Source organism: Pseudomonas sp. FP2300 (assembly GCF_030687595.1).
GTDB lineage: Bacteria > Pseudomonadota > Gammaproteobacteria > Pseudomonadales > Pseudomonadaceae > Aquipseudomonas > Aquipseudomonas bijieensis.
This window is the reverse complement of the sequence record NZ_CP117440.1, coordinates 4,496,522-4,519,101: the sequence shown is the minus strand read 5'-3', so window position 1 is coordinate 4,519,101 and position 22,580 is coordinate 4,496,522. Positions and strand designations below refer to the sequence as shown.

Here is a 22,580-nt window from a genome sequence, read left to right as displayed (position 1 = left end):
CGTGTGCTGAGAATCCAACGGACGTAAATGTTAAGTCTTTGCAGTTTCAATTAACGATGTGATCAGGCGGTATCGAAGTGCGTTTGCATTGCTTGGGGTATCGAATCTATCGGCTTACATCGAACGGAAAACCATTAAAGGACGGGGCAGTCATCGACTTGCCCCACCTTGGTACGGCTATTAATTATTAGCTTGTGTCGCCGCAGCGCGAGCTGTTTGCAACCATGCATCAAATTGCTGCCGATGGGCTGCTACCCACTCCTTGGCGTGACGGCGGATATCTGCGGGTTTTTTCTCGCCCTGTTGCATTTTCAAGTTCTGGGCACTTTCGTCAGCCGTGGTGATTTGCATCACCGAAAGGAACTTCAAGGCCGCCGGATTCTTCTCGGCGAAGTCTTTATTCAACACGGCCTCGACCTTATCTACCGCAAAGCCGAGATTCTTGCCCTTGTACATCGTGTCGACATCATTCTTGCCGTCAGGCAGGTCGGTTTTCGGTACTTCCAGCCATACCACATCCTTGTCTTCTACCAGAACAGTGGCGATCCATTGTGGGACCCAGGTGAAGTAGAGAATCGGTTGCCCTTCCTTGTAACGGGTAATGGTGTCAGCCATCAGTGCGAAATAGGAGCCCTGGTTGACGGTGACTGTTTTATCCAGGTCATAGGCCTTCATGTGGTGGGCGATGATCAGCTCGCAGCCCCATCCAGGATTGCAGCCCGTCAGGTCTGCTTTGCCGTCGCCGTTGGTGTCGAACAGTTTGGCGATTTCCGGTTTCTTCAAGTCAGTGAGGTACTTGATGCCATGGGCTTCAGCGGTCTTCTTGTCGATCAAATAACCTTGGAGCACGCCGGGCATGATGTCGCCCGCCTTGACCATGGTTTTATCGCCCCCGGCCTGCTGGAAGAATTTATCGTGCAGCTTGTCCCACAAGTGCACGGTAAAGTCCGCATCACCGCTACCCAAGGCCATCATCATGACGCCGTACTCGGTCTCCTTGGGCTCCTGCACCTTGTAGCCCAGCTCTCGGAGGCCTTCCATGGCTACTTCGCCACGGAATCGCTCTTCAGCGATAGAGGGGAAGATGGGGGTGACCTTTACACCGTCCCCCGGTTGGTTCGCCGAGGCGTTTGCGCACAGGGACGTAGCCGCAATGGCGAAAGCTGTAGCGCAATTGAGAATGCGACGGGAAAGCTTGAATTCAGACATCTTCGCGTACCTTTTTTGGGTTTTTATCTTCAAGTGCGGCAGATCGAATAAGAGGGTTCAAGCGGTCTTGCTTCGCCCCGCAGGCTGTTTTGCGCCGAACAGGCGTAGCAGAAGGCCTACGGGACCGGTGTGATACCAGCGCAGGCTCGGGTCGGCTCCGGTGCGCGCGCCCATGGCTTGGGTCAAGCGGTCAAGGAAGATGGCAAGCAGCACCAAGCCAGTCCCACCGACCGTGGCCAAGCCCATGTCCAGGCGGCCGATGCCGCGCAGGACCATCTGGCCAAGACCGCCCACCGAGATCATCGAAGCGATCACCACCATCGACAGCGACAGCATCAGGGTCTGATTGAGTCCAGCCATAATGGTTGAGGTCGCCAGTGGCAACTGAACCCGGGTCAGCATCTGCCGCGGTGTGCAGCCAAAAGCGCGGGCGGCTTCTATTTTGTCCTCCGGTACCTGGCGAATGCCCAGATTCGTCAGGCGCACCAGAGGGGGAAGGGCGAAGACAATGGTCACAAGGATGCCCGGCACGTTGCCGATGCCGAACAGCATGACGACAGGCACTAGATAAACGAACGCCGGCAGTGTCTGCATGGCATCGAGTACGGGCCGTAGGACCTTTTCCAGATTGTCACTGCGGGCGCAGAGAATCCCCAGTGGGATACCTAGCAGGGCGCAAAAGAATACCGAAGTCAGTACGAGCGCCAGGGTGGTCATCGACTCGGACCAGACACCGATAAGGCCCAGCAGTGTGAGCGTCACAAAGCACAGCAAGGCCATGCGTTTACCGGCTAGTTGCCATCCCAGCAATGAAGACAGGATGATCCCGATGCTGGGTGGAATGCTCTGCAGAATGTATTCGACGCCGTTAAGTACTTGGTCGATCGGCCAGCGGATGGCGCGAAACACATCGCGAAAGTTGTGCACCAGAAAATTGAGGGTGCTTTCCACCCAGTCACCCAATGGAAGGGTGAGGACTTGAAACGGGTCGAGAAAACTGAACTCGGACATTAGGGCTTACCTCTTCATCTTCACCGCTGCGACGTCATGGAGGCCGCAGGTACTTCAGGTCAGGGACGCGCCAGCGTAGATGGGCGCGGCTGTTTAATGGCGGCTCAGCGTTTGCAGTAACTCGCTCTTTGACAGGGTCCCGGTGAGAGCGCCCGAACGGTCGAGTACAGGGACCGGGTAGGGCAGGTTGGCGGCGATCTCCAGTACTTCGTGCAGGGGGGTATCGGTAAAGACAGGCTGCTGTTTGTGCTGGGTGTAATGCGTGTTGCCACCCGCGCCGCTGGTATCGATATCGACCACCCCGAGTAGTTGTCCAAGTTCATCGATCAAGTAACCAAATGGCAGGCCGGCCTTGAAATGTGGCGCTTGGCCATTCGCTTTACGAACCGATTCCGGATTGAGCCTGGCCACGTCGCCTGCCTTGAGAATCCGGGAACTATCGAATCCTTTGAAGAACGTGCGTACATAGTCATTGGCCGGCTGACTGATCAACTCTTGAGGTGTGCCGATCTGTACCACCTGGCCCCCCTCCATGATCGCGATGCGGTGACCGATGCGAACAGCTTCCTCAATGTCGTGGGAAATGAAGATGATGGTTCGCTTTTGCTCGGCTTGCAGGCGAATGAGTTCTCCCTGCATCTCGCTGCGGATAAGCGGGTCCAGAGCGGAAAAGGCTTCGTCCATCAGCAGGATGGTCGGGTCGTTGGCAAGCGCGCGGGCCAGGCCTACGCGTTGCTGCATGCCGCCGGAAAGTTGATGCGGATAACTGTGCTCCTGTCCAGCAAGACCGACTTGGGCGAGGGCTTCCCTGGCGCGGCTATGCCGTTCCTTTTCACCAATGCCGGAAATTTCCAGCCCAAAGGCGGTGTTTTCCAGAACGCTCATGTGCGGCATCAAGGCAAAGGACTGGAACACCATGCCCATCTCTTTACGGCGGACATCAAGAAGGGCTTTATCAGCCAGGCCCGTAATTTCTCGACCATTCAGATAAATACTGCCTGAAGTGGGCTCGATAAGGCGGTTGAACAATCGCACCATCGTGGACTTCCCAGAACCTGAGAGTCCCATGATCACAAATATTTCACCGCGCTTAACAGCAAAGCTGGCGTCAAAAACACCAATAACTTGACCTGTTTTCTCAAAGACTTCTTTTTTGCTTGCCCCGGCGGCGAGCATTTTCATCGCCGTGTCAGGTTGCGCGCCAAATATCTTAAAAACGTTCTTAACAGAAATGATTTCGTCTGGGCTAGTCATCGCGTCCCTCCTTTGCGTGTAACGCTACAAGCGCGCGAAATCGAATTGAGCTCGAGCGTTGGTAATTTAGGCGGGCAGTAATAAAAGATAGATCTGCGCATGACATGTACCTGTTTTTTATTGTTTGCCCTTGGGGTCGGGCTTTTTTTCAATCTATAAGTATCCCGATTTTAAATCCAACAACATTTACAGGGCTTTATGGATAACCTAACGTTATCGAGACGCGCTAAAACGACCGCCTTTGCGCAACCACGACGCTTTTGTATGGCCTGGGCTAGGCTATTGAGTTACGCTCCGCCGCTTTCGCGGATGATAGGAGTGTGAGGGCTTACCATGCTCAGCAGACACGTTGACCCCGATACATTACTGCTTAGAATGCCTTCCCTTCGGGCTGTCAGGGCATTCGTCGCCGCCGCTAAATATGAAAGCTTCACTCGGGCAGCGGAGGCCCTGTGCGTATCGCAAGCCGCGATCAGTCGGCAGATTCGAGAGCTTGAAGACTCGTTGGGCGCTCAACTGTTCATGCGTGCCGGGCGCACGGTAGAACTAACCGCCGAGGGAAAGATATTTTTTGAGGCGGCGCAACTGTCGTTCGTTAATATCGCACAAGCGGCTGAAAGGATTCGTACCGCTCCGACGCAGAAGCATATCCTGACTGTTTGTTGCTCACCCGCATTCTCTGCATTATGGCTGTCCGAGCATCTTCCAGAGTTTCGGGCGACTAACCCGGATATTGAATTCAATCTGATTACCACTCAGAACTTTGTGAATATGGAACCTGGCATAGAGCCGGACATCATCATCTCAAAGATTCGCAAGGTGGGGGATGGGTATAAGAGTTATCAGTTGTGCCACGATATTATTTATCCTGTTTGCTCTCCAGCGTTTTTGGACGCACATCCCGAACTGAACTCGCTTGAAGGGGTGCGCGATTCTTCGCTACTTAATCTAAGCCCCTATGGACGGTCGGGTGTGGCTGAACATGTGGACTGGGGGGTGTGGCTGGCTTTTCTGAACGTTGATATTGATGAGCGTCCTGCCGACTGTCCGCCTATTTTTCATGCGAATGATTACAACCTGATCATGAACATGGTCTTGACCCATCAAGGCGTTGCGCTGGGCTGGAACCAGCTTGTCGGGGCAATGGTCGAGAGAGGGCAGCTCGTTCGCCCTGTCGAGCATCAGGTGACGCTTCGAAACAGTCTTCATTATGTAGCCTGCAATGAAAGGACTGAATACGAAGATGCCTGTCGGCGAGTCCGGGACTGGATTCTTTCTAAGTTTTCCAGATGGAGCATATGAGTTTTTTTCATTTAAATCTTCTCGGTCGCTACAGCGATTGTAAGTAAAGTCTTTGCCTGGAATCGGTGGGTCATAACGCTAAGTTATCAGTTGAACGACGAAAATGTAGTTTTGCCGACAGGATAGGCTGTCGTACCCTTTGTGTTAAATATGGCTAAAACATGCGTATTCAGCGGTTGCGTTGGGCAATGCTCCGCGTAGGACCCGTTGGGCCATGACACCGTTTTCTGGGCGTACTTACCATTAACCGTCAGGTTGATGCGTAGAGGATAATAATGAATATCAAAGCATCCGTGATCGACCTGATTCAAAAGCGTAAGGCGCGCCACGCGCTTCCCCGTGAGCTGTATATTGAACCTGAGGTTTTTCGTCAGGATCTTGAGCAGATTTGGCACAAGGATTGGATTTTTGCCGGGCATACCTTTGAGCTTGAAAAGCCCGGGCAATACTTGACGTTGCAGATTGGTGACTATCCAGTTTTAATCATCAGGGATAAAAGTGGTCAGGTCCGTGCTTTTCACAATGCTTGTCGTCATCGTGGCTCTAAAGTTTGTGAGCACGCCCAAGGCAAAGTTGCGAAGCTGGTTTGTCCTTATCATAAATGGACTTTCGAGCTGGACGGCAGTCTTTTGTTTGCCGGTAATATGGGGGGCGATTTCGACAGGTCTCAATACAACCTGAAACCCGTTCATTGTGAAATTGTCCATACGTACATTTATGTATGCGTCGCTGACGAGGCGCCTGAGTTCGAAAGTTTCAGGCATTCTGTAAGTCCTTTCATCGCCCCCCATTTCCTGGATAACTGCAAGGTTGCTTTCGAGTCCAACCTCGTGGAAAAGGGTAACTGGAAACTCGTATTTGAAAACAATCGCGAATGCTTCCATTGTGACGGTACGCATCCCGAATTGATGAATTCTTTTGTCGAGAATCTTTCGGTGGCCGGGGTGGGGGGCGAAGATGATCCTGAATTGACCGCGCACTGGAATCGCTGCGAAATCGCGGGCATGCCCAGCAAGCTTGTCATGGACCCGAATGGCCGTTTTCGTATGACACGCATTCCACTTTCCGCGGGCGCCGTGAGTTACACAATGGATGGTAAACCTGCTGTTACGGGGCGCCTGGATAAAAGCGGCGAGCCGGATATTGGCGCCTTGCTCTACTTTAATTACCCGTCTACCTGGAACCACTTTCTCGGCGATCACGCATTGAGCTTCCGGGTACTCCCGATCGGGCCTGGCGAAACGCTTGTGACGACCAAATGGCTTGTGCCCAGTACCGCCGTTGAAGGTGTTGACTACGAGATTGACCGGCTGACCAAGGTTTGGCTTGCCACCAACGATCAAGACCGTCGTTTGGTGGAAGGTACGCAGGCAGGTGTGACCTCACCGACTTACGAGCCGGGACCCTTCTCGGACATCGCGGAAAATGGCGTATGCCAGTTTGACGATTGGTACTGCGAAACCATGCTGACGCGCCTCTAGGCCCAGATTCCACTTAAATCGGTGGATTGATTTCCTTGCAACGATGGCCGGCGCTTTCGGCGTTGGTCATCGCTACTACGGCGTGCAAACAGCCCGGGAAGGGCGGTTGGTGCGTCCGCTGGAGAAGAACAAGAAAGGGCTCGATTCAATGTCCGCATTCGCTTTTTCCGGTCTCAACCTGGCCGTGACCACGCCGTTCGATGCCCAAGGCAGGATCGACTATCCACGCTTCGAGACGTTGCTCGAGCGCTATCTGACTGCTGGCGTAGAGGGTTTTGTCCTGAGCTCAGGGACAGGCATGCATGTCTACCTGAGCCAGGAAGAGTCCAGGCAACTGGTGGCCTTTGGCACTCAGGTCATCAAGGGGCGCGCTCGCGTCATCGTGCAAACGTCTGCCTTATTGGCGGATGAAGTGGTGCAGCGCACCCGCCATGCCGCCGAATGTGGCGCCGATGGCGTCATGGTATTGCCACCGTTTTTCGAAGGTCCAACCGACGACCAGAGCATCATCGATTTCTACGCCACGGTGTCCGAAGCCGGGTTGCCAATCATCGGCTACAACGTGCCTCAGGCGGTGGGGGTAGAAGTGACTCCTTCGCTGCTTCGCCAGTTGAGCGAGATTCCGAACTTCGTATCGGTCAAAGACAGCAGCGGCGATCTGGCCGCGCAGGCGTCGCTGATCCGCACGGGCCTGCCGACAATGAACGGCGCCGACCCACTGGTGCCGTACGCGCTCTTTGCCGGTGCGGCGGGCCTGATCTGGGGCGGGGCGAACATGGCGCCGCGTTCTTGTGTGGCGGTAGTGAAGGCCGCCATTGAGCAGGATTGGGCACGTGCCCGGGAAATCTGGCGGGCGATCGAGCCGGTGATGTCATTGATCTGGCAGGGTGATTACGTGCAATCGGTTTACGCCGGTGCCGATATCACCGGCTATGGCGCGGGTAACCCTCGCCGACCGTTGGCGCGTCTGCCTGCTGAGAAGATCGCCGTGCTAAAGGCCGCCCTTGAGCCTTTGATCGCTCTCGAAAGCCGACTTACGTTTGCGTGAGTGGCGTGCCGGGCGTGAATGATGTCGTCGTGAAGGGCAGAATCACACTCGAAATGGGGGATATATGAGCAATCAGCTGGAAAGCGCCATGCGTCACTACGAGGTTCCCAGGCCTCAACTTGGAATCATCTTGTGCCTGTTGTCGATGCTGATCTTTGCGAGCCAGGACGGGATCACCAAGGTGCTGGTCAAGGATCTGCCCATCGCGCAACTCGTCATGGTGCGCTATTGGGTATTCCTGGTCTTTGCTGTCGGTTACAGCGTTTACCAAGGTAGCTTGCGAACCGCATGTCGAAGCCAGCATCCCTTTCTGCAGGTCATCCGTGCGCTGATCGGCGTCGGTGAAATCGCTCTGTTTGGAATAGGGCTGCGCTACCTGGGCCTGGCTGAGATGCATGCCCTGTACGCCGTGTTTCCCCTGATGACCCTGGCTTTGGCTGGTGCATTTTTGGGTGAGTACGTTGGAGTTCGCCGATGGATTGCCGCCGCTGTCGGTTTCCTGGGCACGGTGGTCATCCTTCGACCGGGTACCGGTGTTTTTGAACTGGCGGCGCTTATCCCATTGTTGTCGGCCCTGGGGTTCGCTGTTTTCAGCGTGCTGACCCGACGCATCAGCCAAGGTGATTCGTTTGCCACGAACATGCTCTACATGGGGTTCTTTGGCGCGATAGCCATCACCTTGCTAGGTCTTGCGGGCTGGGTGTCTCCAAGCCCGAAGCAATGGGCCCTGATCGGGGTCCTTTCAATCACAGGCGTAGTGGCCCAGCTTTTACTTATCCAAGCGCTCAGGTACGCAACAGCGGCTACGCTCCAGCCTTTCAACTACACGCTTCTGGTGTTTGCCACGTTGATAGGCTTGTTCGTGTTTGGCGAGCTTCCCGACGCATGGACAGTGGTGGGAGCATGCATGGTGATTGCCGGTGGGCTGTATGCGATCAAGGTGAAAGGTTAGGCCTCTTATTCGCTATAGGCATAAGCATAATAGAATATATTCCTTGGTCGTATTAGCCATCGTGCTAGATTGTTCCTACCGGACAACCGGATATGTTCAATCCCATTTTATGGTACGACTATGTCCGGCGCCCGAATCTTCCAAATCAGCCTTGAGGCTCTGTCCTGTGACCGAACCCAAGGAGCGATTTCTTACTCCGGCAATATCCGCCTTAGTTCTGCCTCCATTACCGTTCCATTCGTGACCGGTAAACCGCTCCCGTGTCAGGCCAACAGCGAAGCCTGCAGTGCAATCAGCGAAGGCTTGGCGTTTCTTCTCTACGCCATGTGAATCGTCGCTGTTGGGCACTTCCATACCATTAGTCTAGCCAGCCATCTTCAGGTAATGCCGCTCCAAGGGCCGCAACTTGATGCGTGAGCGAATGGACGCCTGTTCAAAGCAATATCTACGCGATTTACAACAATGCCAAATTATTTGGATGAAGCTCATCGAGCTGAAATCGTCAAGCTGAGCACGACATTAACCAGTCAAACGGAATGGCCAACCTGGCTTTTGTTGGTCGGATTCTACCTGGCCTGGGCTTTCGTTGTTTTTCATGGGGACGCACTGGGTGAAGTATTCACCATCGTCTTGTTGATTCCGCTGGTCGTGCTCTGGATGTCGATTCAGCATGAGCTTATCCACGGTCATCCAACACGCTCGCCAGCCATAAATAAAGCCCTGGGATATCTGCCGTTCGCCGTATGGTATCCCTACGATATTTACAGGGACACGCACTTGGCGCATCACAACGACGAGGTGCTGACGGTGCCTGGTCAAGATCCAGAAAGTCGTTATGTCACAAGTGCCTTTTGGTTGCGCTCACCTGGTTATACGAGGGTGTTGCTATGGGTAAATAAGACCTTGGGCGGGCGCTTGATCATTGGCGCTCCGTTGGCAGTCATTTCACTTGTGGGCGCCGAGATAAAGGGGCTGTTTCATACCGGACGAAGCCATTGGCGGATGTGGGCTACGCATCTATCAAGTGTTGCCGTGTTGCTGGGACTGGTTGAGCAATACAGCGCCATCAGCGCGATCCAGTACATCTTCTTTGTTTCGCTTCCAGCGTTATCCATTGCAATGATCAGGTCGTTTTACGAGCATCGGCCGTCAGCGCTTCCAGAACACCGCACGGTTATCAATGAATCGTCAGGGCTTTTGAGTTGGCTTTTTCTGAACCTCAACCTTCATCTGGTTCATCACGATCTTCCCGGTCTGCCCTGGTTTTACTTGCCACAGGTGTATAGGGCCAGGCGTGAACAATGGATTGCTCGAAACAATGGCTACGTCATTCATGGCTATTTCCAGTTATTGCATAGACATCTGCTCAGTCCAGTGGATTGTCCGCGCCATCCTGCCGAGCAATAAAAAATGAAAGCTAATCTGGGCGTTGGAAAATGATACGTTTTGAAGCCGTCAAGAAAACTCATAAGGGCAGCCCGCGAATGGCCGTGAGCGATTTGACGCTTCATGTCCGGGAGGGTGAGATCTGCGTGTTTGTCGGGCCAAGCGGTTGTGGCAAAACCACCATTTTGCGAATGATCAATAGGCTCGATACCCAGGACAGTGACCGTATCTGTGTAAATGGGGTTGCGACCGACGAGCTTGACGTCGTTACGTTACGCCGTGGCATTGGTTTCATGATGCAAAGCTCGGCTTTATTTCCTCACCAGACCGTCGCAGAAAATATCGGCGCTGTACCGCGGCTCTTGGGCTGGGGTAAGTCTAAAATCCGCCAGCGCGTGAGCGAGCTCATTTCCCTGGTCGGACTTCAGCCGGAGTTTCTTGACCGCTACCCGAATCAGCTGTCGGGTGGGCAGCAAAGCCGTGTCGCCCTGGCGAGGGCTTTGGCCTCGGACCCACCGGTTGTATTGATGGACGAACCCTTTGCCGCGCTTGATCCGGTGATACGCGAGCGATTGCAGGATGAACTGGTTGCGCTCCAGCGGCGTTTGCACAAGACCATCATTCTGGTAACGCATGACATGGAGGAGGCGATCAAGGTCGGCGACCGGATTGCAATATTTGAGGGGGAAGGGAGGCTTGTTCAGTTCGACACTCCTCACAATATCCTGGCCCATCCTGCCAGCGATTTCGTGAAGGGGTTTATTGGGAAAGACCCTTTATTGAAAAGACTTACGCTGATGAAAGTCGCCGATCTTCCGGCGGAAATTGACGGTGAATCCACTGTACCCGCTCCAGAACTGGCAACCGTTACGATAAATGACTCATTGCATCACGCATTGGTGAAAATCCTCAGTGCCCCAACCGGTGTTGTAGTGCGGGTGGATGAGGCAGGAGGTTACGAAGGTTGCATCTCGATCGAGTCCCTTTATAACGCCTTGAGCGGATCCCGACCTGGAAGCCTGCAATGATGGATGGGGCGTGGATTGTCGATAATTGGCAAGCGATTGTTCAGTTGTTATTGGATCATATTCAGTTGGTCACACTGGGCCTGTGTATAGGCATGCTGGTGGCGGGCGCAATGGTGTTCTTGACACTGTGGAAGCCTGTCTTGGCTCGGCCCATGATTTATGTCAGCGGAATACTGTTCACCATTCCTTCCCTGGCACTGTTTATTTTGATAATGCCTTTTACTGGTTTGTCCAAGACCACATCGGTTATTGGCCTGAGTCTGTATTCCTTGCTGATTATTCTACAAAACACCTTGGCGGGACTTGCCAGCAACCCCCCGGACGTTCTGGAAGAAGCCCGCGCGCTAGGGTATACGCGCATGCAGAGGTTTCTGGGTGTTGAACTTCCACTGGCCTTGCCTTCGTTATTGGCAGGGCTACGAACGACATCAGTTACCTTGGTCGGGTTGGTGACTGTTACTGCGTTAATTGGTCAAGGTGGGTTGGGCCAGCTGTTCATTACCGGGTTGGCGCAAAGTTTCACTACACCTGTAGTGGTCAGCTTGGTCCTGACGGTGATGTTGGCGCTGTGTTTTGATTTTCTGTTTTATTCAATCAATAAATGGCTGGTCCCTTGGGTGCGCTAATGAACATGATCGCAAGTGTCTACCATTGGTTTTCTCTTCCTGAAAATTGGTTGGGAGAAAACGGCATACTGACGCGGCTGGCGGAGCATATTTATTACGTATCTTTAAGTATCACTATTGCTTGTGCGATAGCGTTGCCGCTCGGCGTATTCATGGCTAATTACCGCAAGGGCGCAAACCTGGCGATAGGGGTGTTCAATCTTGGCCGCGCATTGCCTTCTCTCGGCATTGTGATACTGGCAATCATGGTCATTGGCTATGAAACCAGCACGGTCATTATCGCGCTGGTTGTCATGAGCATACCGCCGATATTAACCAACACCTATGTCGGTATCGATCAGGTTGATTCGTCGTTGAAAAGTGCGGCCACCTCCATGGGCATGCGTAGATGGCAAACGTTTATTCAACTTGAACTGCCTTTGGCCTTCCCGCTGATTTTTTCCGGTTTCAGATCGGCCCTGGTGCAACTTATTGCAACGGCAACTATCGCCGCCTATGCGGGATTCGGTGGGTTGGGCAGGTTTCTCATCGACGGACTGGGTCGCAACGATACACCGCAAATTATTGGCGGCGCATTGGTGGTGTCGGCCCTTGCGATTGTCAGCGAGTGGCTCTGCTCGACGATAGAAACACTCATGGTTCGAAAATGGCGAACAGGGAATGTTGAACTGAGCGCTACATGATCAGGGCATTTGAAAGTGCCTATTAATTTTGCAGAGGTACAAGTCCAAATGAAAAACAAACAACGTTCGAAGGCTCGCTCAGTGCAATCGGTTTCATTGTTGCTGGGGTTAGGCTTGCTGGTGGGCAGCACGTTTGCCAGTGCTCAGTCCATCACCATAGGCGGGGCCAATTTTTCCGAGCAGACGATTCTCGCAAACATTTATGCGTCAGCCTTGAAAAATGAAGGGATAGAGGTCAAGACCCGGCTCAATCTGGGCAATCGCCAGATCATCGCCAAGGCCTTGGAAAATGGGGATGTCGACGTTGTACCCGAATACATAGGATCACTGCTGAGTTTTTATGATGACAAGACAGCCCTGACCAGCCAAAAGGAGATCGTCAGCGCCTTGCAGCAGAAGTTACCGGCGAACCTGCAGTTGCTTGAGCCTTCCGCGGCGGGCTCTATTACCGCTTGGGCCGTCACTAAAAAGACCGCAGAAAAGTACAACTTGCACACCTTGTCCGACCTGGCGCCTGTCTCAGCTGATTTAACGTTGGGCGGACCACCGGAAGTCGCCACTTCTGCCTTGGGCCTGCCTGGGCTGAAAGCGGTCTACGGCATCAATTTCAAGAGCGTCAAATCCCTGGACATGGGCGGGCCCTTGTCGCGGCTGGCGTTGAATTCAGGCGCTATCGACGTCGCCACCGTCGTCTCCACGCAAGGCATCCTGGCGAAAGAACCCTGGGTTGTGCTCGAGGACGACAAGCATCAACAACCCCTGCAAAACATCACACCACTGGGGCGCAAGGCACTGCTAACCCCGGAAGTCACCAAGGTGCTCAACGAAGTTTCCGCAAAGCTGACCGATGACGATCTCAAGCAACTCAATCGCCTTGTTGATATCGATCACAAGGATCCGGCAAAAGTCGCGGCGCAGTGGGTCGCCGAAAATACCGTCAAGACGGCCAACTGAACATGAATGCGATGTTGGTGAGGTCGCGGAGGCGTTATGTCCAATAAAAGTATGATCCTGAATCTGTTCTTCTTTAATCCCCAAGGGGACCATCGTTTTTCCTGGCGCCACCCGTTGTCACCGACCCAGGAAATATTGACGCTGGGCTACTACGTAAAACTGGTGCAGGCGGCCGAGGCGGCGAAGTTCGATGCGGTTTTCGTCGCCGATCACGTGGCGGTCTGGGACTCCGTGGCCAGCGGCTTGAGGCACTATGCCAATGCCCGCCTTGAGCCCATTACGCTCTTGTCCGCACTGGCCGCTGTGACCGAACATATCGGTCTGATGGGCACGGCTTCAACGTCCTATAACGAGCCCTTCAACATCTCGCGGTATTTTGCATCGCTGGATTATCTCAGTTCAGGGCGAACCAGTTGGAATATCGTGACTTCCTGGCTGGAAGAAGAGGCTTCGAATTTCGGATTGTCAGGCGTGGCGAAACACGGCGATCGTTATCTGCGGGCCGATGAATTCATTCGTGTTGTCAAACAGCTTTGGGACTCATGGGAGGACGGGGCGCTTGAATTCGACAAGGGCACCGGCGATTTTGCCGATCCATCGAAAATCCATCCGATCCATCACAAAGGGACGCATTTCAGCGTGCGAGGGCCGCTTAACGTGCCGCGTCCACCTCAAGGGCATCCGGTCTTGGCCCAGGCGGGGTCTTCTGAAGCGGGCAAGGACCTGGCCGCGGCCCACGCGGACGTGCATTTCTGTTTCATCAATACGGTTGAAGAAGGACTGGCGTACAGGGCCGATTTGAATCGCCGGCTCGAGTTGAAGGGCAGGCATTCCAGTGATCTGAAAATCATTACCGGTGTGCTTCCGGTGGTTCTGGAGGATGAGACTGAGGAGGAGCGACGTCGGCAACTGGAGGACAGTCTCATTATCGATGCCGTGGCGATTGACCTGGTCTCCAGCTACACCCGTCTCGACTTGACGGGGCTCTCGCCGGACGGCCCCCTGCCAGCGTTGCCAGATGAGTCTGAGTTTGATGGCATTCGAACTGAGCTGGCCCTGCTCAAGAAGTACGATCCTTCCTTGTCTATCCGCGAAATAGGGCGCCGCTTGGTCAAGAGCTCCAGTACCTGGCTACTGATCGGAACGGCGGAGCATATAGCCGATAAGCTTTCAGCGTTATACGAGTCGAATGCCGTCGATGGCTACAACCTCATGTTCCCGTTTTTGCCGACGGACTTCGAAGCATTCACGCGTGGCGTGGTGCCTTTGCTGCAAGCCAAAGGGGTTTTCCGCAAGGAATATGAACCCGGGACGCTAAGGGACCGCTTGGGCTTGAAAAAACCGGCTAACAGCTTCTTGCTGTGATCAGCGCCAAGCGCCGATAACAGTCCTTTAATTGGATTTCATATGACCAGCGATCTCTCCATGTACCTCGCTCCCGCAAGGGTTTTACAGGCACAGGAAGCCTGGCTTCGACGTGTCCTGGCGATTTTGGGCGAGCACCGCGGGCAAGAGCAAATTGTTGAGCCAGCGGCCCATTGGCTTTCCCCGGACCTCTTGTTGTCCCAGACCTGCGGCTATCCGTTAGTCACATCGCTGCGGGGAAGGGTGAGGCTGATCGGGCGCCCAAGCTATGAGCTTGCCCATAGCTCGGGCGGTGACCATTGCAGTTTGCTGCTCTGTAGAGCTGATTCGGCCGTGACTGATCTGGCGGGTTTCCAGGGCAGCCATGGACTGATCAACGCTCAGGATTCCAATTCAGGAATGAATCTATTGCGTCATACACTTGCCGGGATCAGCGACCGTGGTTTTTTCTCAAGACTAACCTTCACCGGATCGCACAGAGAGAGCATGCGAAGGCTGAAAGATGGCGACGGTGATTTGGCTTCTGTCGACAGCGTCACCTACGACTATCTTGCGAGGGATAACAGTGATGAGATCGAAGGCCTGAGAGTCCTGGCGCGAAGTGTGCGCAGTCCCTGCCTGCCCTATGTAACCTCGATTCGGCGAACGCCTGCGGACGCAGACTCAATCAGGAAGGCAATGAATGAAGCCTTGAGCCAACTGCCGGAGGTTTCTCGAACGCTGGCTATCAGGGAAGTGCTGCCAGCCAGTGAGGCGGACTATGAATGTCTGCTGGAATATGAACGCCGTGCGCTCGATTGCGGCTTTTCGTTTGTATCGTCCTGAGTGAGCCATCCCTGGCTCGCCCCTCAAGCAATCTAGAACTTGAACCGTCCCACCAAACCCTTGAGCTGCCCGGAAATATCCGTCAAATGCCCCGAACCGGTTTGCGCCGAGTGGGCGTATTCCTCCACCAGCTGTGCATCGGTATGGATCTGCGCGATGTGCCGGTTGATGTCTTCGGCCACTTGGTGCTGTTCCTCTGCCGCCGTGGCGATCTGAGTGTTCTGGTCGCGAATCGAATCCACCGAGTTGCGGATCTTGTCGAAACTGTCGCGGGCCTGTTGGATGCGTTCCACGCTGGTTTGCGACACCTGCAGGCTGCTTTGCATCTGCTGGGTGACTTCCTGGGTGCGCCGCGCGAGGTTGCCCAGCAGGCTGTCGATCTCGCCCGTGGAGTCGGCGGTACGCCGTGCCAGGGCGCGGACTTCATCGGCTACCACGGCGAACCCGCGACCTTGATCGCCGGCCCGCGCGGCCTCGATGGCGGCGTTGAGGGCCAGCAGGTTGGTCTGCTCGGCGATGGAACGAATGGTGTCGAGGATGGTGTTGATGTTCTTGCTGTCCTGTTCCAGCGCCTGCATGGTCTGGGTCGACTGCTGCAGGTCCTCGCTCAGTTTCAGCACGCTGCCGGTGGCTTCGCCGATGTGATGCTGGCCGTCATGCACGTCGCGATAACCTTCGTCCGCGCTGGAGGCCGCCTGGCTGCACGAGCGGGCAACTTCGTTGGCAGTGGCGACCATTTCATTGAACGCGGTGCTGACCAGCTCCACGGCCTGGCGCTGGCGCCCGGCGGCGTCGTTCATGTTCTGGGCCACGTGGCTGGTATCGGCTGCGGCGGTTTGCAGGTCGGAAGAGGCGCTGCCGATGCGCTGCATCAGTTGCGCGATCATGCCCAGGAACTGGTTGAACCAGCCTGCCAGGGTGGCGGTTTCGTCCTTGCCTTGTACCGAGAGTTTGCGGGTGAGGTCGCCTTCACCTTCAGCGATTTCCTGCAGACCGTTGGCAACCCCGCGGATCGGCCGCACGATTACGCTGGCGAAACTGGCGCCCACCACGGCGAAGACCACGGCCAGCGCGGCGGCGATGGCGGCGATCAGCCAAGTCAGGCTCGAGGCTTCAGCCATTACTTCGTCGCGCTTGATCAGGCCGATGAAGCGCCAGCCCAACCCTTTGGAGCTGACCACGTTGGCCATGTAGGGCACGCCTTCGATCTCGATCTGGGTCACGCCATCGCTGCTTTTGGCCAGCTCGGCATAGTTGGGGCCCAGGTCGGCCAGCGGCTTGAAGTTGTGCTTGGCATCGGCAGGGTCCACCAGGACGTTGCCGTTGGCTTCCACCAGCATCAGGTAGCCGCTCTCGCCCAACTTGATGTTCTTGACCAGTTCGGTCAGTTGCTTGAGCGACACGTCCAGGCCCACCACGCCCACGACGTTGCCGCTGGCGTCGGCGACGGTGTGTACGGTGCCGATCAGCGACACATCGTCCGGCGCCCAGTAATAGGCATCTGTACGCGCCACGGTGCCTGGTTTGGCCAGGGCGGCCTTGTACCAGGGGCGCACGCGTGGGTCGTAGTTGGTCATCTTGGGGTCGTCAGGCCAACTGGCGTAGCCACCGTCGCTCATCCCCACGGAAAGGTAGGCGGTGGTCGGATGGCTTTTGGCGAATCGGTCGAATACTTCCAGAAGCTGTTGATTGATTTCGGGGAGCGGTGTTTGTGCAGCATCGGCCAGGGAGTAATTTTTCAAACCCTTGGCCGCGATGATCCGTGGATCCTTGGCGATGTATTCGACGTTCTGGCTGATGCCATCGAAGAACTGCTTCATGCCGTTGTCGATCTGACGGATTTCACGACCGCTACTGTCCAGGAAGTTGGCTTTCGCGGCGTCGCGCAGGTTCAGCACGACAAGCACCGCCACCAGGATAACCGGGAGGCAGGCGATGGCCGCGAACGCCCATGTCAGCTTCTGTTTGATATTCATGACTTCTCCCGCGGAATTTTTTAAGTGTTGGAACGGCGGAAACAGCAGTGGTTGGCGTTGCGAGTCTCTGGAAGGGAAAAGCGCCCATGCCTACAGCCAATGTATCGACCAAAGTCGTAGGCACTTGAGGCCGTCCGTTTTGGCGCGGGTCGATCAGTAGAGGGCGTCGGTGCGATTGCACCCGGTTTGACTAGCCTGGAAGATAGCGTGGTTTGCTCTGTCTCTTTGCCTTGTGGTTAACGGCACCCACCGGCAGCAAACCCTCATCGTCTTTAAGGTATTAACGAGGCCCTATGCCAAGCGCATTCGAGAGCGTACTCAAAAACAAGAACATGGCTTATCGACCACTCGGAGCGGCACCCGCCAGCCAGTCGCCGATCCGCGTCGCGTTTGTATTGATGGACAACTTCTCGATGATGTCCTTCACCGGTGCGGTGGACGCGCTGGTGACCGCCAACCTGATGAGCGACATGCCCCTCTATGAAGTGCTGACGGTGGGGGTTTCAGGAGGACAGGTGACGAGCGACCTGGGCATTGTCATCTCGACCGACATCGAGCTGGCACAGATGCCGGAAAACCAGGACGTGCTGATCGTTGCCGGCGGCTTTCGGGTGAAGTTGCAAGGCCACCCCTTGCTGCGGCGCAAGCTGCGCGCCAATGCGGCGTCCGGGGCGATACTGGGAGGGCTGTGGAATGGTGTCTTCTTTGTGGCTGATGCCAATCTGCTGGACGGTTTCGAATGCGCTGTCCACCCGGAAAGCCGCGCCATGATGGCGGAGGTGTTTCCCCATGTGAAGGTGTCCAGCCGGGCCTATGTCGTTGATCGGGAGCGGGTCAGTTGCGCAGGTGCCAACAGTTCGCTGCGCATGATGCTCCAGTTGATTCGCCAGACGGGTGGGGCGGCACTGGTGGGCGCCATCGAGGAAATTCTTCGCTGTGATGAGTCGGGCGATGATGCGACGGACTTGCCTCCGGTCTTCGTCGAGACCGACCCGACGCTGCCGGAAAGCCTCAAGCTGGCTTTGGAACTGATGTGGCAAAACGTAGAAGAGCCTCTGACCATCGATGAGCTGGCAGCGTGCGTCAAGATTTCCAAGCGGCAGTTGGAACGACGGTTCTGCAGTTTTCTCGGTGCCACCCCAACACGCTATTACCTGGAGCTGCGCTTGACACGTGCCCGCCAGCTTATCCAGCAAACCAATCGGTCCGTGACTGAAATCGCCGTGGCGACGGGTTTCGTCAGTTCCCCGCACTTCCAGCGTCGTTTCCGGGATTTCTTTGGTGTGCCGCCTGGCAGTTACCGTTCGAAATCGGAGCGCAGACAAACCTTGCGATGAAGCCGTCGCAAAATCAGAGATGAACTTTGTGATGGGCAAAGGGGGCCGTGCAACTTTGCGGGAGCAGGCTGCGGTGTTACGGACAAAAAATCAGCTGTTATCGTCTGTCTGAGTTTCGGTGGGCAGGTCTTCGGTTTGCGGGGTGGCTTGCGATGCGGTCAAGGTCGTCTCCTTGCACAACACCTTGCCGACTTCGTCGGCGATCGAGCCGTCGATGATTCGCCCTTGCATCTGGTCGAACTCGGCTTTCTCCAACCCTGCGAGACTGTTGTACATCCCCATATGCCGCACATTGCGGCTGGCGCAGTCGAGTTCCAGTTTCGTGTAGTTGGTGAAGTAGGTGCCCGTTCTCTGCACGGTGGCCTGGATGGCTGAACCACTATCGACAGACGAGACGATGGAGTACACGGCATCCGAATCATCGTAAATGTATTTGATGTTCTGGACATCCGCAGCCGCACTGCACGCAATCGAGATTAAAGCGAGGGATATAAGGGTTTTCATGCTTTCTTCCGTGAATAAGCAAGTCAGGAGTTGATGGCAAAATGAAATTATTGCCTGGGCTCGTGCATCGGGTCAATTTGCTTTGGGTAGGATCATGACCGCCGGTCAGAAACAAAATCCTTTTGGGAACTTTATAGGCCCCCATGCCTCGTGGCAACAGGCGAGCACATTTCAGGCTGAGAGTGAAGCCAGTCCAAGATGCTTCGCCGCTCCATAGATCAAAGCTTGAATTCGCCAAGTCACCCGACTTTTTTTAGAAGTTTTTCGTCTGAATGGCTTCAATGCTTACGAGTTCAGCACTTTCGAATTGCCCCATGGCGTGAAGTCGAGCGTCAGTGCAACAAGAATGGCCCCTGCGGAAATCAGGAAAAGCAAAGCGTGATGTCCGCCACTGGCATTGAACAGTGCTGAATAGGCAAACCCGGCGACCGCCTGGAAGGTCGCGAATGAAACCGTGGCACGACTCCAGGCGAGTTGTTGGCGATGATGGTTGGGTATCAGTTCATGCACCCGGGCCAGGGCCAAGGGCACAATGCCCGGTGGGAAAGAACCAATGACTACCGCCAGTAGCGCCAACGCCATGAAGGTTTGTGAAATCGCCAGCAAGCCGAGGGCAATTGCCTGCACGAGTAGCACCAGTTGAATGCTCCTGCGCGCACCCAGGTGATCGGCGAGAAAGCCATAGCTCACTGGCCCGATAATCGCCCCGAGGCCATACATGACCCAGACCAGTGCCCCGACATGTGCACCGGCCCCGAGGCCGCGGGCCACGTAGTCCACCAAAAAAACCATCGCAGGCACGAGCCCGGCGGCCATGAAGGCGTACTGGGCGAACAATCGGAAGACAGCCGCAGGCATGGGGGCGTCGGGCGCAGCGCTGGCTGCCACATGCGCCGTGTCCTGGGGCCAGCCAAACCAGCTCAGCCCGGTCAGTACCAGTGACAGGGCGCCGAGCCCCAGCCAGGTGGCTTGCAAGCCGAGGCTCAAGAGCGGTGGCACAATCGTTCCCGAACCGGCGATGCCAAGGCCGATGCCAAGGAAAATCGCACCACTGGCCAACCCTTTGCGCGCCGCCGGCACATGGGGCAATACGGTCGCCGCCACCAGTACCATGATGGCGCCGCCGGCGATTCCCGACAGTAGCCGCCAGGCGAAGTACCAGGTGACCGAAAGCGGGAAAGCACAGGCGAAAAACGCGCCGGTCACGGCCAGCATCATCAGCCGCAAGGCGTTCCTGTTGGTCAGTCGGTGGGCCATGGGACGGCCGAGCAGGGCGCCGACCAGGTATCCGACCAGATTCGCCGCCCCCAGGTAGACCACGTCATTGGCCGAAAACCAATGGGCCTCGATCAACGAAGGGATCAGCGGCGTGTAGGCGAAACGCGCCAGGCCGATGCTGACGAGGCTGGCACAGAGGCCGGCGAAGATGGGTAACCAGATGCCCGTGGGCGCGGAGTCGAGCGCAGCGGATGGAGTGGTCATGACAGCGATCCTGTGAAGGGTTTATGGCGCCCAGCATATCGGCTATCGTTGCTGCGTTTATGCAGCGATTTCGCGGCAATGTGATGCAGATTTGCATCACTGGAGAGGCAGATGAATTGGGATGATGCGCGGGTGTTTCTTGCTGTTTGCCGGGCGTCGACCTTGCGTGGTGCCGCGCGGGCATTGGGGGTGGATCAGGCGACTGTGGGGCGGCGCATCACGGCGTTGGAGAAATCCCTGAGTGCCGCGTTGTTCCTGCGCACCCCTGACGGTTACGCATTGACAGCCGTCGGCGAGGCGGCACTCGAGGCGGTGGAGAAGATGGAGCATTCGGCGCTGGAATTGGAGCGCCGGATCCAGGGCCTGGATGATCGTCTGATTGGCAATGTCCGGGTTGCCACTACCGACTCATTGGCCATCGATTTCCTGATTCCCGCCATTGCCCGCTTGCATGGACGGCACCCTGATGTGCGCGTGCAGCTGGATGCTTCCACGCAGATACTCAGCCTGGTCAAGCGGGAGGCGGACATTGCCGTACGCAACACCCGGCCCGACAACCCTGACCTGATCGCCCGGCGGATCGCGCGTTGGCCGGTGGGGCTGTTCGCGTCCCGGGCCTATGTCGATGCCCATGGCCTGCCGTCGCCCGGCAGTGAATTCGAAGGCCATGACCTGGTGGTCTACCAGCCCTACTTGCAGGGCAGCAAGGACTTTACCCTGGTCTGCGAGCCGATCAACCGCGGGCGGATCGTGGCAAGCCTGAGTTCGAGCCTGTTGGTGCGCCGTTCGATTGCCGCGGGCATCGGCGTGGGGGAAATCCCGGTGTATATGGGGGAGCGTGACGGGCTGCTGAGGATCTGGCCGGAACGCACGCGCCCGCTGCCTTACGAGGTATGGCTGGTCACCCACGCGGACCTGCGCCATACCGCACGGGTGCGGGCGGTAATCGATGAGATTGTCGAGGTGTTTGCGCTGGAGAATGAGTGAAGCGGTCATGAGGTCCAATGTGGGAGCGAGCCTGCTCGCGATGGCGTAGGGTCATTCAGCGTTGATATTGAATGACAGGCCGCTATCGCGAGCAGGCTCGCTCCCACAGTGGGGGCAGGCATAGACACGGCTGTCATGGCATCTGTGGCAGTTCCTGCGGCCGCAGATCGAACACCAGCACCTCGGCATCCTGGCCGTTACTCAAGGTCAGGACCTGCTCCTCGCGCACGCGCACGCCATCACCTTCCTGTAACGGCACGCCGTTGAGCTCGACAGTGCCTCGGGCGACATGCACGTAGGCATAGCGATCCGGGGCCAGGGGCAGGGTGGCGCTTTGCTCGCCATCGAACAACCCGGCGTAGACCCGTGCATCCTGGCGCACCTGGAGCGAGCCGTCGGCGCCATCCGGGGAGATGATCAATTGCAGGCGACCCTGTTTCTGCTCACGGCTGAAATGCTCCTGTTGATAGCGTGGCGTGGCGCCGCTGACGTTGGGCACGATCCAGATCTGCAGGAAGTGCACCGGCTCGTCCGCACTGTGGTTGAACTCGCTGTGGGCCACGCCGCTGCCGGCGCTCATCAATTGCACGTCACCGGGGCGAATGACCGAGCCCGTGCCCAGGGTGTCCTTGTGTTCCAGCGCCCCTTCGAGCACATAGGAAAAGATCTCCATGTCCCGGTGGGGATGCTGGCCGAAGCCCTTGGCCGCGGCGACCCGGTCATCGTTGATGACCAGCAGGTCGGAGAAGCCCTGTTGGTTGAGGTCGCGGTAGCTGGCAAAAGAGAAAGTGTGGAACGAGGTCAGCCAGCCGTGACGGGCGATGCCGCGGTCCGAAGCTTTGCGAAGGGTCAGCATGATGATTTCTCCTGATGTTTATGGGCGACGGCTGGGGCCGTTCGCCGAGTTCAGAAGAAGGTTAATGTTTATCAGGATATTCAATAAGTAGGTGAAAAACGAAAGACTGTCCTGTTTGAGTAGACAATAGAGAATGCCTACCGGCAGATGCTTCGCTTCGACATAATGCTGAGGTTTTTGAGCCACACAAAACCTGTGGGAGCGAGCCTGCTCACGATGGCGTTGGATCAGCCAAGCACCAGTGCGACTGACCTACCGCTATCGCGAGCAAGCTCGCTCCCACAGGGGGTATTTACAGTTTCTGGATTTTTTTG

21 protein-coding genes and 1 pseudogene are annotated in these 22,580 nt (G+C 56.0%); 13 read left to right on the top strand and 9 right to left on the bottom strand.

The features are described from left to right. Positions 1–180: 180 nt before the first annotated feature. The 3 genes from proX to PSH86_RS19835 form a co-directional block, all read right to left on the bottom strand. Entirely contained in the window at positions 181–1,209 is a 1,029-nt protein-coding gene (gene proX, locus PSH86_RS19845; protein WP_163857896.1) for a glycine betaine/L-proline ABC transporter substrate-binding protein ProX, read from the bottom strand. A 57-nt stretch (positions 1,210–1,266) separates the two neighbouring features. Further along, entirely contained in the window at positions 1,267–2,220 is a 954-nt protein-coding gene (proW, locus tag PSH86_RS19840; RefSeq protein WP_109755592.1) for a glycine betaine/L-proline ABC transporter permease ProW, read from the bottom strand. A 93-nt stretch (positions 2,221–2,313) separates the two neighbouring features. Next, positions 2,314–3,474, bottom strand: coding sequence for a glycine betaine/L-proline ABC transporter ATP-binding protein (locus PSH86_RS19835; RefSeq protein WP_109755591.1), 1,161 nt, complete (start codon positions 3,472–3,474; stop codon positions 2,314–2,316). Positions 3,475–3,807: 333 nt separating this feature from the next. Here PSH86_RS19835 and PSH86_RS19830 point away from each other — a divergent pair, with 333 nt between their 5' ends. From PSH86_RS19830 to PSH86_RS19815, 4 genes are all read left to right on the top strand, one after another. Further along, entirely contained in the window at positions 3,808–4,776 is a 969-nt protein-coding gene (locus PSH86_RS19830) for a LysR family transcriptional regulator (protein WP_163857900.1), read from the top strand. A 275-nt stretch (positions 4,777–5,051) separates the two neighbouring features. Next, positions 5,052–6,257, top strand: a complete 1,206-nt coding sequence (locus PSH86_RS19825; RefSeq protein WP_305484463.1) for an aromatic ring-hydroxylating dioxygenase subunit alpha — start codon at positions 5,052–5,054, stop codon at positions 6,255–6,257. A 43-nt stretch (positions 6,258–6,300) separates the two neighbouring features. Continuing rightward, entirely contained in the window at positions 6,301–7,305 is a 1,005-nt protein-coding gene (locus tag PSH86_RS19820; RefSeq protein WP_232199717.1) for a dihydrodipicolinate synthase family protein, read from the top strand. A gap of 64 nt (positions 7,306–7,369) precedes the next feature. Next, positions 7,370–8,257: a DMT family transporter gene (locus PSH86_RS19815; RefSeq protein WP_109755588.1), complete on the top strand. Its 888-nt coding sequence runs from the start codon at positions 7,370–7,372 to the stop codon at positions 8,255–8,257. Positions 8,258–8,353: 96 nt separating this feature from the next. Here the strand turns inward: PSH86_RS19815 and PSH86_RS19810 are convergent, their stop codons facing one another. Next, on the bottom strand, positions 8,354–8,611 hold the full coding sequence (locus PSH86_RS19810; protein WP_305484461.1) for a hypothetical protein: 258 nt from the start codon (positions 8,609–8,611) through the stop codon (positions 8,354–8,356). A gap of 108 nt (positions 8,612–8,719) precedes the next feature. Here PSH86_RS19810 and PSH86_RS19805 point away from each other — a divergent pair, with 108 nt between their 5' ends. The 7 genes from PSH86_RS19805 to PSH86_RS19775 are packed head-to-tail and all read left to right on the top strand — an operon-like array spanning position 8,720 to position 15,124. Beyond that, positions 8,720–9,664, top strand: a complete 945-nt coding sequence (locus PSH86_RS19805) for a fatty acid desaturase (RefSeq protein WP_163857907.1) — start codon at positions 8,720–8,722, stop codon at positions 9,662–9,664. 29 nt (positions 9,665–9,693) lie between these two features. Further along, positions 9,694–10,671 (top strand): ABC transporter ATP-binding protein, encoded by a 978-nt coding sequence (locus tag PSH86_RS19800; protein ID WP_305484458.1) that lies wholly within the window; start codon positions 9,694–9,696, stop codon positions 10,669–10,671. After that, positions 10,668–11,297, top strand: a complete 630-nt coding sequence (locus tag PSH86_RS19795) for an ABC transporter permease (protein ID WP_109755585.1) — start codon at positions 10,668–10,670, stop codon at positions 11,295–11,297. Before PSH86_RS19800 ends, PSH86_RS19795 begins: the two co-directional genes overlap by 4 nt. Further along, complete coding sequence (locus tag PSH86_RS19790) at positions 11,297–11,980, top strand: ABC transporter permease (protein WP_176689457.1); 684 nt, start codon at positions 11,297–11,299, stop codon at positions 11,978–11,980. The genes PSH86_RS19795 and PSH86_RS19790 overlap by 1 nt, the downstream gene beginning before the upstream one ends. A 48-nt stretch (positions 11,981–12,028) precedes the next feature. Beyond that, entirely contained in the window at positions 12,029–12,934 is a 906-nt protein-coding gene (locus PSH86_RS19785; RefSeq protein ID WP_109755583.1) for an ABC transporter substrate-binding protein, read from the top strand. A 36-nt stretch (positions 12,935–12,970) separates the two neighbouring features. Next, positions 12,971–14,299 (top strand): LLM class flavin-dependent oxidoreductase, encoded by a 1,329-nt coding sequence (locus tag PSH86_RS19780; protein WP_305484455.1) that lies wholly within the window; start codon positions 12,971–12,973, stop codon positions 14,297–14,299. Positions 14,300–14,341: 42 nt separating this feature from the next. Continuing rightward, the gene (locus PSH86_RS19775) at positions 14,342–15,124 is read left to right on the top strand and encodes a phosphate/phosphite/phosphonate ABC transporter substrate-binding protein (RefSeq protein ID WP_305484453.1); all 783 of its coding nucleotides are present in this window, start codon (positions 14,342–14,344) and stop codon (positions 15,122–15,124) included. A 32-nt stretch (positions 15,125–15,156) separates the two neighbouring features. On the opposite strand, the gene PSH86_RS30685 is transcribed toward PSH86_RS19775, so the two are convergent. Both PSH86_RS30685 and PSH86_RS30680 read right to left on the bottom strand, forming a co-directional pair. Then, on the bottom strand, positions 15,157–15,861 hold the full coding sequence (locus PSH86_RS30685; RefSeq protein ID WP_370873824.1) for a methyl-accepting chemotaxis protein: 705 nt from the start codon (positions 15,859–15,861) through the stop codon (positions 15,157–15,159). 204 nt (positions 15,862–16,065) lie between these two features. Then, positions 16,066–16,944, bottom strand: a pseudogene (locus PSH86_RS30680) (cache domain-containing protein); the annotation flags it as partial. 449 nt (positions 16,945–17,393) lie between these two features. Between PSH86_RS30680 and PSH86_RS19765 the strand changes: the two are divergent. After that, positions 17,394–18,437, top strand: a complete 1,044-nt coding sequence (locus tag PSH86_RS19765; RefSeq protein ID WP_109755579.1) for a GlxA family transcriptional regulator — start codon at positions 17,394–17,396, stop codon at positions 18,435–18,437. Between the two features lie 90 nt (positions 18,438–18,527). Here the strand turns inward: PSH86_RS19765 and PSH86_RS19760 are convergent, their stop codons facing one another. Together PSH86_RS19760 and PSH86_RS19755 are read right to left on the bottom strand one after the other, a co-directional pair. After that, positions 18,528–18,941: a hypothetical protein gene (locus PSH86_RS19760; protein ID WP_109755578.1), complete on the bottom strand. Its 414-nt coding sequence runs from the start codon at positions 18,939–18,941 to the stop codon at positions 18,528–18,530. Positions 18,942–19,226: 285 nt separating this feature from the next. Further along, a complete protein-coding gene (locus tag PSH86_RS19755; protein ID WP_305484449.1) occupies positions 19,227–20,423 on the bottom strand; it encodes a YbfB/YjiJ family MFS transporter in 1,197 nt (398 codons plus the stop codon). Between the two features lie 111 nt (positions 20,424–20,534). On the opposite strand from PSH86_RS19755, the gene PSH86_RS19750 reads away from it, so the two are divergent. Then, complete coding sequence (locus PSH86_RS19750; RefSeq protein ID WP_109755576.1) at positions 20,535–21,410, top strand: LysR family transcriptional regulator; 876 nt, start codon at positions 20,535–20,537, stop codon at positions 21,408–21,410. 133 nt (positions 21,411–21,543) lie between these two features. Here the strand turns inward: PSH86_RS19750 and PSH86_RS19745 are convergent, their stop codons facing one another. After that, positions 21,544–22,266: a pirin family protein gene (locus tag PSH86_RS19745; RefSeq protein ID WP_305484446.1), complete on the bottom strand. Its 723-nt coding sequence runs from the start codon at positions 22,264–22,266 to the stop codon at positions 21,544–21,546. Between the last annotated feature and the right edge of the window lie 314 nt (positions 22,267–22,580).